Below are 12,925 nucleotides of genomic sequence, written 5' to 3' on the forward strand. Positions count from 1 at the left end.
GCGAGCAGGCGCGGCTCGGCCGCGTTCGCCTGAAGCCAGGCATGGATTTCAGAGGCGGCGTCCTGGCCGTCGCGGACGGCCCAGACGACGAGCGAGGCGCCGCGCACGATATCGCCGGCGGCAAAAACGCCGGGTATGTTAGTGGCCCCGTGTTTATCCACCTCTATCTCGCCAAATTTATTACGTTTAACACTATCGGCCAGCCATTCGGTGTTAGGCATTAACCCTACTAAGATAAACACCCCTTGCACATTAATGGTGGTTTGTTTGCCGCTGGCTCTGTCGCTGTAACTTAAGCTGGCTACGGTATCTTTGCCGCCAATTTCGGTGGTTTGGGCATTGGTTACTACCGTAACGTTAGCTAAGGTTTTTAGCCGCTCTTGCAATATTTTATCTGCTTTAAGCTCCGGCGCAAACTCAATTAAGGTTACCTGTTTAACGATACCGGCTAAATCGATGGCCGCTTCCACACCGCTGTTGCCGCCGCCAATTACCGCTATTTCTTTGCCGGTAAAAAGCGGGCCGTCGCAGTGTGGGCAGTGGACAATGCCTTTGTTTTTAAAATCGAACTCACCTTTAACGTTAATGTTCCGCCAGCGGGCGCCGGTGGCCAGCACGAGGCTTTTGGCTTTAAGAATAGCCCCGTTGGTCAAAGTTAGCTCTATCAATTTGCCTTTGCTAAGTTTAGTGGCCGCTATAGCCGGGATAATATCGATGGGGTATTCTTTAAGGTGCTCAAACACTTCGGCCATAAATTTAGGGCCTTCGGTATATTTTTGGCCGATAATATTTTCGATAGCGAGAGTTTCCAGCACCTGCCCGCCTAAGGTTTCGCTTAGTAAGCCGGTGCGTATGCCTTTACGGGCGGCATAAATAGCCGCCGCTGCACCGGCCGGCCCGCCGCCAACTATGAGCATATCGTAAGGTTCTTTGTTATTTAAATCGGCCGCCGTTGAGGTTATCCCTAGTTTAGCCACAATTTGCTCTAGGCTCATACGGCCGCCGAAAAATTCGCTGCCGTTTAGATAAACTGTGGGCACAGCCATAATATTTTTAGCCTCTACCTCGCTCTGAAAGCTGCTGCCCTCTACCATTGTGTGGCTAATGTTGGGATTAAGCACGGCCATAATGTTAAGAGCCTGCACGACATCGGGGCAATTATGGCAGCTTAGGCTAACATAACTGATAAAATCGAGTTTTTGGTTAATCGTTTTAATTTGCTCGATGAGTTTATCATCAATTTTAGGTTTGCGGCCGCTTACTTGCAGCAAAGCCATAATAAAGGAGGTAAATTCGTGGCCTAAAGGCAACCCGGCAAAGGTGATGCCGCTTTTGGCCGTTTGCGTGTCGATGGTAAAGCTGCCGGTACGCTCTAGAGTTACCTCGTTAAGGCTAATTTTAGGCGATAAAGCCGCAATTTCCTGTGCAAAAGCCCGCACTTGCTGTGATAGTTCATCGTTTTTTACACAAATATTTAGCACTACCGGCTGCTCGATATACTCTAGGTAAGGGCTAAGCTTCGTTTTCATTTCGTCATCTAAAAGCATATAAAATATCTCCATATTAACTAATAAATAATAGCGAATAGTTAATACGTGTTATCTATTCGCTATTATTTGCAAAAGCTGCACTTTTGCCTATATCTTGCCTACTAAATCTAGGCCGGGTTTTAAAGTTGCCGCACCGGCTTTCCACTTGGCCGGGCAAACTTCGCCGGGGTGGTCGTGCACATATTGGGCAGCCTTTACTTTATCCACTAAATTGGCGGCATTGCGGCCAATACCGCCGGCATTAACTTCGGCGATTTGGATAACGCCGTTAGGGTCTAGCACAAAAGTGCCGCGCTCGGCTAAACCGGCATCTTCGATAAGCACATCAAAAGCACGGCTAATTTTATGGGCCGGGTCGCCAACCATAACATATTCTACTTTATTAATACTTACCGAGTTATCGTGCCATGCTTTGTGTGTAAAATGCGTATCGGTAGATACCGAATACACCTCTACCCCTAAACTTTTTAAAGTAGCGTATTGTTCTTGTAAATCTACCAATTCGGTAGGGCAAACAAAAGTAAAATCGGCCGGATAAAAAAAGACAACGCTCCATTTGCCAATAAAGTCGCGTTCGTAATCTACCTCAAAAAAATCTTTGCCTTGTTTAAAAGCCATACCTTTAAAGGCTTCTACTTTTTTACCAATTAATCCCATAATTTTCTCCTATTAATTAAATTTTTTATTTATTACAATTTTTACAAAGACCGTAAAAAACCACTTCCATACGTTTAAGTTGGTAACCCGGCAAGTTGCTTAAATCGGCCTCTAGTGGTAATTTGTTGTCTTTAAAGCCGGTGTCGCTAACGGCCCCGCAGCTTTCACAAATAAAATGCCTATGGGCCTTAACATTACTATCAAAACGTTCTTGGCCGTCTACCACTCCAAGTGATTTAATCAGCCCTTCTTCTTTAAAAACATTAAGATTACGGTAGACGGTAGCTAAACTTAATGAGGGGTAGTCGCCTTTTAACTGGGTAAAAAGCCATTCGGCCGTAGGGTGGCTATGCGTACTGCGGATTTTAGTTAAGATAGCTTCGCGTTGTTTACTATAGTTTTTCACTAGGTGCCTCTCTTTGGTAATCATAAACTAATAATAGTAACGGTTATTAGTTTATGATATAGCAGTTAATTTGTCAAGTACTTTCTTAAAGATTTAGCGGGTTTTAAAACTTTTTGCAAAGCAGGTTAACCACGAATTACACACCGGGCCGCAGGGGCAATTATGAGTTATGAATAAGGTTAATTTATTTACTTTGCTCTGGCTCTGTATGACTAAATATAATACCTTGACGGTATCAGCTCTTTATGTTATAATATATTACTGTTTCGGTAATAAGAATGTATAGGAGAAAGAATTTATGAAAATAAAACTACTATTAATTTTAATAGCTTTTAGCTCTTGTGTATATAATCCGCCACCGCTTGGGAGGAGAAGATAGACCCTCCTCATTATGTACTTGAGGATTTTGGAAATTTGATAATATTTGATTTGGGCCGGGCAACTAAGCCCGAAGCTGAGTTGCATCTCATATTTACACCTTTAGGGATTGTGCTTGCTTTTACAGATACTGAAAGAATTATAGAATTATTAGTTCCTATCCAAGAGATACAAGAAACTTTATCCGCTACTGAGCATATAAATATGGTACTACGCTATACCCATAATACATCAGCAAATTACACCCTGAACGTTACTTTTACCAATATAACTCCGTATACAATAGAGTTTGATTATGGTGTAGCTCCTCTTGCTTCCGGTGAGATTCAGCAGGAACAATTTGAAGTACTTTTTGCAGAAGCTCATGGTGCCGGTGCATTTAGGTTGCTTAGGAACATTGTGAATTCATCTGTATTATGGTTATTACCATGAGGATAGTTACCAAAGTTATAACACCCTTGACAAAGCTTTTATTTTAAGCTAACTTACTAAGGTTGTTTCTCGGTTATGTAATGGTAGCATAGCAGATTCTGACTCTGTTCGTGGGGGTTCGAGTCCTCCCCGAGAAGCTTTACCTTGTAAACATATAGTTGTATAGTGCGTGTTTACAAGGTTTTTTGTTTTGGGTGTAGATACTTTTGTAAAAAGGCCATCGCCCGCCCCTTGACAATAATTGGATATTAGGTTACAGTACTAGTGTTGTGCGTCATTTTATAGGGGAGGTCTCCTAGTGGCTATGGAAGCAGACTGTAAATCTGTCGCTTCGGCATCGTGGGTTCGAGTCCCACCCTCCCCACTTTTAATCTTATTAATTTTAACTAAAGCTGCGGATAATGCGCTTTGTAACGGCTGCCGGCATGCGAACCATCGCAAAAAGGCTTATTGCTTGATTGACCGCAGCGGCACAAAGTTTGTTTAGCCCGTACTTCATAGGCTATGTCATCGGCCCCTATCACCTTGATACTACCGCGTAACCACAGCGGGCCCGATATATTAAGACCGGTATCTTCCAGCAAGTTAAGCTGTGCAGTCTCTTTAGCCTCTAGCGATTTACCATCTTTACCGTACATTACTAACCGTCCCGAGGGGCATAAGTTAGCTTCGTTAGCGGCTAGCTCGGGCTCTCTGCCGGCGGCTACTAAGCGCCAAATTTGGCCGGCACGGTCGCAAAAACGGGCAAAGGCGCAATAATTTTGGTTATCTAACAATATTTGCTTGGGACCAACTAACTTATCGGCAGATTCTTGCTGCATTATTGGGGTGGTATCGGCGGTTTCGCGGCCATCAAAATGGGCAGCAAGGTGCGAGCCATCGCAAAAAGGGGCATTCCGGCTTTGGCCGCAACGGCATAGATGGGCCGGTAAAGCTTTTATCTCGAACATCTTACCATCACCGTAACCTATAGAAACACCATCTTCGTTGGTTAAAATAATTTTTTGTGTTAATTTTGTTAGCCCGTAAACAAGATAGGGGCCGTTGGCGGTAACCTTTACATAAATTTCTGGGTTCATCTTTAAAATATACTGCTATTATCTTTATTTATAAAGGTAGCTTTATATGGCTGATAGCCGGTTGGATAATTTAAAAAGAAAGAAGCGAGCGCAGCGAAAAATTACCGGCTACCCGGCCGCTAAGCTGGGCCCTATGGCCATCGGCAAAGGTGGCTATTAAAGTTACTTCATTTAAATTTACAGGTAATATTTCACTGGTTAAGTTTTGGCTGCCTGCTTCTATCACCACTTGCCCGCTGTACAATAAATTGTTACGGTCATAAAAATGCAGATAAATAGTAGCGGCTGCCGGGCCGTTATTAATAAAAAGAGCGCTTACTAAAGTTTGTTCGCTAAAAAGGCGGGCCTCAAATTGTATGGTATAAGGGCCGTAGTTTAAGCTTTGGCTGTGGTTAAGCAAAGGCGGCAACCCAAACAAAGCAACAGCCGCGATTAATGTTAAGCTAACTAGAGTAATTAAACGGCTATGGAAGCCGCGTTTTCTTAAGTTTAGCCGTCCTTTAGTCAGCTTTTCTTTTAGCGGGCGGCTAGGCGGTTTACTATAGTAGTGGTAATCGCCCTCTAGGCCTTCGGTTTCTTTCATGGTTGTCGTTAGTTATTCCTCTAAATATATTGCTTCTAATTCGTTTAAATTGTCATCGAGGGTAAAGTTATCTTCACCAAGTAAAGTATGTTCGGTGTTAAATAATCTATCCAGCCGCCACCATAATACATTAGCCCCGCGTATATTCCCAAAAATGGCCGATAAAATACCGCTGTCATCAAGCGATAATAACCTAAAAGTAGCCTCGCGGGCAAAGCCGGCCTCAAGGTCAAGGTTGTGCAGCTCACTGCCGTCTAGGCTATCAATAATGAGTAAGTTGTAATTAGTGTTTAAACCAAAGGTTGATATAAAATAAAGGTTACCGGCTAAATCGCTGCCGATTAACTCGTAAAAACTGCCGCCGGTGGCCGGGCTAACTATTTGGCCGCTAACGCTGTCGGTACGTAAATCGTAGCTGTATACATAATCGCTAAAGGGGTAGTTAAGGCTGCTGATGGCGCTGGTGCGGATATAAAGCAGCGGCTGGGTACGGCTAACAATAATATTATCGATATGAAAGTTGGCGGCTTCTGGCCCTAATAAACTTTGCGGCGATAAATCGTTTAGTTGATAAAGCAGTTCGCCCTCGCTGTTAAACCAAAAAATTTGCCAGCCGGCTAAGGTGCGGCTTATCACCACTATATCGTTATTGGCGGTAACGATAAGGTTATCTACCAAAGGAAAACTAGAGCCCATAAAACCTTCGCGCCCTAAAAAGTTAAGGTACTCGCCGCGCTCGTTAAAAATGAGCACCACATAGTTATAAAAAGTATCTTCGTTAAAGTTAAGGTTAAAATCTTGAGTGATGGAGTATCTATCTACCACATAAATAAGGCCATCGGAGTTAACGGCAATTTGGCCTTGCTCGTTAAAGTTCCAGCGGGTAATGAGCCTTTGGTCGCCCGCTTGCAAAAAAGGCGGATTGGTATTTTCATTATAAATGAGCGATAAAATATCGCCGTAGCTAGAAAAACGCATTATTTTACCGCTGGTAGTGTTAGATAAATAAAAAAAACCGTTACGCATAGTAAAAAAGAGGTTGCTTCTTACCGTAGTCTCTCGGGTTTCAAAAAGGTTTAGCTCGTCTTCCATAACGCCAATACGCAGGCTAAATAAATCGTAGCGGGCTACTTCACTGCTTTCGTGGGTACAGGCTAGTAAAAAAATGATAGTAAGTAAAACAAAGGCCTTCATCATTAAATAGTATGCCATTTTTTAAGCAATTATTCAAGTAATAAAAAACAAGGTTGAAAGCTATTAGTTTTTATGCTAGTATAATTAAGGAGATTTTAGCATAAGGATTACTTAATTAATATAAGTGAGTGTTAAGGGATATTTCCGGATTAAATTTGCTTGCTACCGAATTGACAATTTGCCCAATAAGGTTTAAAATTTAGTTTAAACTAAATTTAGAGGAGAAAAAATTATGACCAGTTACAAAGATTTAGGGCTAGTTAATAGCCGCGAGCTCTTTAAAAAAGCGATGGCCGGTAAATATGCCATACCTGCCTTTAACTTTAACAACATGGAGCAAATGCAGGCCATTATTGCCGCCTGTGTAGCCACCAAAAGCCCGGTTATTTTGCAGGTGTCGGCAGGGGCACGCAAATATGCCAACGCCACCTTGCTGCGCAATATGGCTAAAGGTGCGGTAGAATATGCGGCCGAGCTGGGGCTAGCTATCCCCATCGTACTACACCTTGACCATGGCGATAGCTACGAACTATGTGTTTCGTGCATAGAATCGGGCTTTAGCAGTGTAATGATTGATGGCTCGCATCACTCTTACGAAAAAAATGTCGAGCTTACCGCTAAAGTGGTAGAATATGCCCACAAATATGATGTTACCGTTGAAGGCGAGCTGGGTGTGTTAGCCGGCATCGAGGACGATGTCGTGGCCGAGCACCACACCTACACCGAGCCCAGTGAGGTGGAAGATTTTGTTAAAAAAACCGGCGTAGATAGCTTAGCTATTAGCATTGGCACCAGCCATGGGGCTTTTAAATTTAAGCCGGAGCAATGTACCCGTAACGCCGCCGGCATTTTAGTCCCGCCGCCGCTGCGTTTTGATATTTTAGCCGAAATTGAAAAACGTATTCCCGGCTTTCCTATCGTGCTGCACGGCGCTTCATCGGTACCGCAAGAATATATAGAGATGATTAAAAAATACGGCGGTGAGGCGCCTAATGCTATTGGTATCCCCGAAGACGAGCTGCGCAAAGCCGCTGCCAGCGCCGTTTGCAAAATTAACATTGACAGCGATGGCCGCTTAGCGATGACGGCGCTTATCCGCAAAGTATTTGCCGAAGAACCTACCGAGTTTGACCCGCGCAAGTATTTAGGACCAGCCCGTGATGAGCTTAAAAAGCTGTATATGCATAAGACGGAAGCTGTGCTGGGTAGTGCGGGAAGGGTGTAAAGATTTAATAAATGCTGCAAAAAAATCTCCTTAAATAAAGGAGATTTTTTTATTTATCTAATCATTAAAAATGGCATCGTAACGTTCGCTATCGCGTTTAAAGGCTACTACCGCCCCTTCGGTACCGCTTGCCTTAGCTTTAGCCAATGCTTCGCGCGCCTCACGCACTAAAAGGTGCGGCGAAACTTTCCGCTCGGTAAAAGACGATACACCATAACTGGCTTTAATAGCCTCATATTTACCTTGATAGCCGGCAATTTGTTTTAAAGCCTCTTCTTCGTTTATCGTTAAAGCAACGGCAGCTAGCTTAGCGTTTATCATTTGGATAGTGCCTTGCTCAAAAAAGCTGGCTAAACTATCTTTAAAATCTAATTCATCGCCATCATTAAGCTCTAAGCAAAGTAAGCTTAACCGGTCGTTATCGTTGGCTAAGGCAGCCAAGCTATCTTCTAAATTTTTAAAACTTCGTGCTTCGGCTTCTTCCTCCGGCGAGGCAGTTGCCTCCGGTAAGTAGCTATCTAAATCGTTTAAATCGCTCAAGTCATCTAGGGCGCTCATATCTTCTTCTATTAAATTATTTAAATCATTAGCTTCTTCGTTATTATCTAAAAAATTAGCTAAATCATCTAAATCTTCGCTTAAGTCGTCTGGCGGCGCTAAGTTATTTATGGTTTCTAAGTCTTCACTCAAAGTAAGCGGTTCATCTAAAGATAACTCGGTACTATCCGCATCTTCTGTTTCAGGTTCGTTTAAATTATCGGCGGTCAGTTCTTCTTCAAACTCGGGTATCTCCGGCAAATTAAAGTCGTCAACGTTATTAACAGCCTCTTCCGCTTCAGGCTCAGATAAGTTATCCACATTAAAATCATCTTCCGGTAACTCTAAATCTTTCAAAGCCGGTAAACTAAAGGCTTCTTCATCGGCTTCGCTAGCCATTGTTTCTTCCGCTGCCGGCTCGCTTAAATTATCATTATCATCACTAAGCTCGTCTTCGTTAAAATCCGGCAAATTAAATTCTTCGGGCTGGTCTAACCCCTCAATGGCCGGCAAACCGGCTAGTTCGGTATCTAAACTAAAATTATTAAAATCGTCCTCTGGGTTTTCTTCACTCATTAAAGCAAAATCGGGCTCATCTTCTTGGTTGGTAGCGGTAAAATTGGTTAAAAAATCGTCATCGCTGCTGTCTAATAACGAGCTATCAAAAGCCGGCCCGGCAGTTGCTTCAGCCGCTTTTTTACTTACTTTAGTTTTACTGCGGGCTGCCGGTTCGTCGTCATTTAGCTCGAAGGGTTCATCGCTGCCGCTGGCTTCGTGGGCAAGTAACCCTTTACGGTTTTTAAAGTAAATGGCTAAAGTATTCATAAACAGCAGTAAGGCCGTTACCACTAAAAAAGCCCCAGTTAGGCCTAAAGCCCGCCTTAATAAAACTAAGGCGTTTTGGGCATTAATTAACGATACAATAACATCTAATTGGGGAGTTTGCCCGCCGCCAGTAAGCTGGGTCGTAAAAAGACCGTACCTAAAGTTGATAAAACGATAGTCGCGGTGAGCGTTAAGCTGTACCGTACCGCCTCTTTGCACATAAAAAAGCCGGTTATTCCCATCGTAAGCGGCAATTACCTCGATATTAGGGTTAGTGCGCATTATGCTCTCTAAAGCCGTGCTATTAAAGTTACCGGCTGCCAAAGCCTGCTGGCTTTGCTCACGCACGCTTTGGATAATAGCCCCCGAAGCCCTTACCCCGTTAGACCTTTGAGTAAGTAAAGATACCGCCACAAATGTAGCAAAACCTGCTAAAATGATAACGGTAGCCCACATGTAAATGGTAAGTAATATTCCTTTAGTCGTTCTTTTCATTATTCCAACTTTTTATAGGTAAAGCACCTAATTGATTAGCCCTTAGCAGGCAAGTTACTTATTAATTATTTCGGCAGTTAAGCAGCTTTTTTGTAATTAACCTTATTTTTTTATTGCCGCTATTACGGTAGCTAAACGCATAATTATAAAAACACCGGCGCTAAGAGCAATAATACTTAACCAAGTGCTTACATTAATAGGCACTGTCCTAAAAAAATTACCGCCAAATTGCCCTATTAAAATTTGCCCCGCTAAAATAGCCGCTACTACCAGCCAAAATAAATTATTAGCAAAAAATTGCTTTAGCCTAAATTTTTGTTTAAACAGCCGCATATTAAATAAGTTCCATAATTGTAACATAACAAAAAAATGAAAAAAGATGGTGGATTGATAAGCCGAAAGCCGGCCGTTAGCTATTAAATAACCCAGCATAATAGCCACAAAAAGACCGGCCGTACTAAACATTTTAATAGCCATTGCCTTAGTAATAATAAAGGCTTTACTATTACGCGGCGGCTCTTTAAGTAATTGCGGGGTAGCCTCTTCGCTGGCAAGGGCTAAAGCCCCTAAAGTGTCCATAATTAAATTTATCCATAAAAATTGCATAACGGTAAAAGGTAAATCTACCCCGATAAACGGCCCCGCCAACGCAATGGTAATGGCGGCAATATTACTGGTTAATTGAAACATAATAAAACGCTGAATATTTAAATAAAGGCCGCGCCCCCACATAACCCCGTTAATAATACTTTTAAACGAATCGTTTAGTAAAATAATATCGCTGGCCTCTTTGGCAATAGCCGTACCGGTTTGACCCATCGCCAGCCCAACATCGGCGTGGTTTAAAGCCGGGCCGTCGTTACTGCCATCGCCGGTAACGGCTACTACCTCACCTTTTTTTTGCAGCAGCTTAACCAGCCGCAATTTATCCTGCGGCCTTGCCCGGGCCATAATAACTAGGCTGCTTACTTTTTCTTCGGCCTCTTCAGCGCTAAGGGCTTCAAATTCGGCGCCGGTTAAAATAAGGCTGTCCTCTTTTAACAAGCCGGCCTCACGGCCAATTTCACGCGCCGTTTCTATGCTATCACCGGTAAGCATTTTAATACCGATACCGGCGGTAAGGCAATCGGCCACCGCCTGCGGCACTTCGGGGCGTACCGGGTCGGCTATACCGGCCAACCCAAGCCAAGTTAAATTATTGATAGTTAATAAATCCGGTTCATCATTATCCTCAAGGTAACTGTAAGCAAACCCAAGCGTACGCCGGGCTTTAGCTTGCTCGCTGTGCATTATATTTTGCCACTCGGTTTTAGTTTTACCGTTAAAGTTAGCGCATCTTTCGAGGATAGCCTCCGGCGCCCCCTTAACCAAAACCATTTTTTTAGCGTTATAACGGCCAAAGGTAGCCATATATTTGTGCTGGGTATGAAAAGGCAGTTGGTTAATTACCTTAAAATTATCGCGTAAAATTTGGTAGTTTTGCCCTTGTTCTTTTAAATAAAGCAACAACGCTCCTTCGGTGGGATTACCTACAACCTTCCCCTCTGCACTTAAGTTCGCGCTGCTATTAGCAGCCAACGCTAAAGAGATAAGCTCGTTTTGCTGGCCGTCATTATGGTTATAGTAAAGCTCGGCTAGGCGCATTTGGTTCATGGTTAAAGTACCGGTTTTATCGCTGCAAATTACGGTGGTGGCCCCAATGGTTTCACAGGCTTCCATCTTGCGTACTAAGGTGTTATCTTTCATCATTTTACGCATACTGTACGCAAGGCTTAAGGTAACGCTCATTGGTAAACCTTCGGGCACGCTTACTACAATAATGGTAACGGCTATCATAAAAATGATGAGCATATTTTCGATATTAACCAGCAGCGGTAAATCGAAACCCACCAACCCTTGCATAAAGGCCCGGCCGCTAAGTACCACCAATAAAAAGAGAGCGATGGTAAAACCTACCCGAGCTATAACCTTAGCCAATCCCTCCAGCTGCTGTTTAAGCGGGCTGGTCAGCTCGTTATCTTCGCCGGCAAGCCGGGCGGTTTTACCCATTTCGGCGTTATCCCCAATGGCCATTATTTTAACAATAGCATGGCCGTTACGCACAAAAGTACCTTTAAAAGCTTTATAAACGGGGTAAGGGTCATCGGCGTTAGCTTGATGACTATTCCCATCGTACATAATTTTATGCACAGGTAAACTTTCGCCGGTTAAAGGCGATTCGTCTACCTCAAAGCTGCCGGCTTCTATAATTAAAGCATCGGCCGGTACTTCATCGCCGGTTTCTAGGGCTACTAAATCGTCGATAGTAATATATTTACGTTCTATCAACTGATAACTGCCGCCGCGTATTACTTTATAAAGCTGGTCGTCGCTTACTTTATTTAATAGGTCAAACTCTTTGCCGGCTTTGTATTCGTTAATAAAGGCCAGCCCGGTAGAAAGTAAAATGGCAATAAAAATAGCCACACCTTCGGCAATTTCGCCTTTAAAAAGGCCGGTAATGCTGGCCACAATGGCCGCTAACAGTAATATTTTGATGGTAGGGTCGTTAAATTTTTCTATGTATAACCTAAACATAGTTTTGCGTTTAGGCGGCGTAAGCACATTAAGGCCGTATTTAGCCTGATTAGCCTTAACTTGCTCTGGGGTTAATCCTTGCATTATTTTACCTCTGCTAAGAGTATAGTTTATTTAACAACTAAAAATCAAGGCGTTTAAGTAAAAGAAAAACCGCCGAAAGGCCATTAATGGGCATTTTTGCCTTTAATAAAGTTAATAATTAATACATAACGGGCACATAAGTATAATTATTATAAATAATTGCATATAAAAATTTATTTTAAATTTAATATAAAATAATAATTGCATATAAAGCAACATATTATTGAGTTAAAAACTTATGCAAGCTGGCAAAATTTATACGTTTATGCAAAATAAGGTTGACACAATAAAAGTTTTATGTTTAAATTAGTCAAAATTCATTATAAGAGGAGTTGTTTATGAAGAAACTTATATGCCTCGCTTTACTTGTTTTTTCTTTTACAATGATTGCCTGCCCCAGCGGCGGGAACAACGGGGTAGAGTTTGCCATTGCCAACGGCGGTGAGCCGCAATCGCTAGATCCATCACAGGCCAGCGGTGTGCCTGAAAGACGTATTTTTACAGCTTTGTTTGAAGGGCTTACCCGTATAGACCCACAAACAGGCGGCCCAAGACCGGGACTTGCCGAAAGCTGGGAATACAGTACCGACCGCACAGTAATGACCTTTACTTTAAGGCCAAATTTAACCTTTAGCGATGGTACACCTATCGATGCTAATGCCGTAGTAGATTCTTTAAGGTATTATATTTTACCAACTACCGCCAGTACTTGGGCCAGCACCTACATGAATAACATTGCCGGCGCCGCCGCTGTTATTGCCGGCCAAGCCGCACCGGAAACCGCCGGTTTTAGAGTAGTTGGTCCGCGCACGGTAGAAATTACCTTAACCGGCCCCGTTCCTTTTATGGAAGAAAGGCTGGCTCACACCGCTTTCCAAATTTTACCTATGCACATTATCCGCC

General features: G+C 43.0%; 11 protein-coding genes and 2 tRNA genes. 5 read left to right on the forward strand and 8 right to left on the reverse strand.

The window, feature by feature from the left end; all coding sequences use genetic code 11:
• The 3 genes from ahpF to FWE37_06610 form a co-directional block, all read right to left on the reverse strand.
• On the reverse strand, positions 1-1,562 hold a 1,562-nt coding region (gene ahpF / locus FWE37_06600), incomplete at its 3' end, for an alkyl hydroperoxide reductase subunit F (protein ID MCL2520653.1).
• Between the two features lie 75 nt (positions 1,563-1,637).
• On the reverse strand, positions 1,638-2,207 hold the full coding sequence (gene ahpC / locus FWE37_06605) for an alkyl hydroperoxide reductase subunit C (protein ID MCL2520654.1): 570 nt from the start codon (positions 2,205-2,207) through the stop codon (positions 1,638-1,640).
• Between the two features lie 25 nt (positions 2,208-2,232).
• A complete protein-coding gene (locus FWE37_06610) occupies positions 2,233-2,613 on the reverse strand; it encodes a transcriptional repressor (protein ID MCL2520655.1) in 381 nt (126 codons plus the stop codon).
• A 414-nt stretch (positions 2,614-3,027) separates the two neighbouring features.
• On the opposite strand from FWE37_06610, the gene FWE37_06615 reads away from it, so the two are divergent.
• The 3 genes from FWE37_06615 (at position 3,028) to FWE37_06625 (ending at position 3,787) form a co-directional block, all read left to right on the forward strand.
• The gene (locus FWE37_06615) at positions 3,028-3,423 is read left to right on the forward strand and encodes a hypothetical protein (GenBank protein MCL2520656.1); all 396 of its coding nucleotides are present in this window, start codon (positions 3,028-3,030) and stop codon (positions 3,421-3,423) included.
• Positions 3,424-3,489: 66 nt separating this feature from the next.
• A tRNA-Gln gene (locus FWE37_06620) sits at positions 3,490-3,560 on the forward strand.
• Between the two features lie 147 nt (positions 3,561-3,707).
• A tRNA-Tyr gene (locus tag FWE37_06625) sits at positions 3,708-3,787 on the forward strand.
• A 22-nt stretch (positions 3,788-3,809) separates the two neighbouring features.
• Here the strand turns inward: FWE37_06625 and FWE37_06630 are convergent.
• The 3 genes from FWE37_06630 to FWE37_06640 all read right to left on the reverse strand — a co-directional run bounded on the left by FWE37_06630 (position 3,810) and on the right by FWE37_06640 (position 6,297).
• On the reverse strand, positions 3,810-4,502 hold the full coding sequence (locus FWE37_06630; protein MCL2520657.1) for a CDGSH iron-sulfur domain-containing protein: 693 nt from the start codon (positions 4,500-4,502) through the stop codon (positions 3,810-3,812).
• Between the two features lie 70 nt (positions 4,503-4,572).
• Positions 4,573-5,085, reverse strand: a complete 513-nt coding sequence (locus FWE37_06635; GenBank protein MCL2520658.1) for a hypothetical protein — start codon at positions 5,083-5,085, stop codon at positions 4,573-4,575.
• Between the two features lie 12 nt (positions 5,086-5,097).
• Positions 5,098-6,297: a hypothetical protein gene (locus tag FWE37_06640; protein ID MCL2520659.1), complete on the reverse strand. Its 1,200-nt coding sequence runs from the start codon at positions 6,295-6,297 to the stop codon at positions 5,098-5,100.
• A 214-nt stretch (positions 6,298-6,511) separates the two neighbouring features.
• Between FWE37_06640 and FWE37_06645 the strand changes: the two genes are divergently transcribed.
• Positions 6,512-7,504, forward strand: coding sequence for a class II fructose-1,6-bisphosphate aldolase (locus FWE37_06645; GenBank protein MCL2520660.1), 993 nt, complete (start codon positions 6,512-6,514; stop codon positions 7,502-7,504).
• Between the two features lie 57 nt (positions 7,505-7,561).
• Here FWE37_06645 and FWE37_06650 read toward each other — a convergent pair whose 3' ends face one another.
• Positions 7,562-9,361: a hypothetical protein gene (locus tag FWE37_06650; GenBank protein ID MCL2520661.1), complete on the reverse strand. Its 1,800-nt coding sequence runs from the start codon at positions 9,359-9,361 to the stop codon at positions 7,562-7,564.
• Positions 9,362-9,463: 102 nt separating this feature from the next.
• Positions 9,464-12,022, reverse strand: coding sequence for a calcium-translocating P-type ATPase, PMCA-type (locus tag FWE37_06655; protein ID MCL2520662.1), 2,559 nt, complete (start codon positions 12,020-12,022; stop codon positions 9,464-9,466).
• A gap of 338 nt (positions 12,023-12,360) precedes the next feature.
• Between FWE37_06655 and FWE37_06660 the strand changes: the two genes are divergently transcribed.
• Positions 12,361-12,925, forward strand: a 565-nt coding sequence (locus FWE37_06660) for an ABC transporter substrate-binding protein (protein MCL2520663.1), incomplete at its 3' end; no start/stop codon positions are given.

Source organism: Spirochaetaceae bacterium, from assembly GCA_009784515.1.
Lineage (GTDB): Bacteria > Spirochaetota > Spirochaetia > WRBN01 > WRBN01 > WRBN01.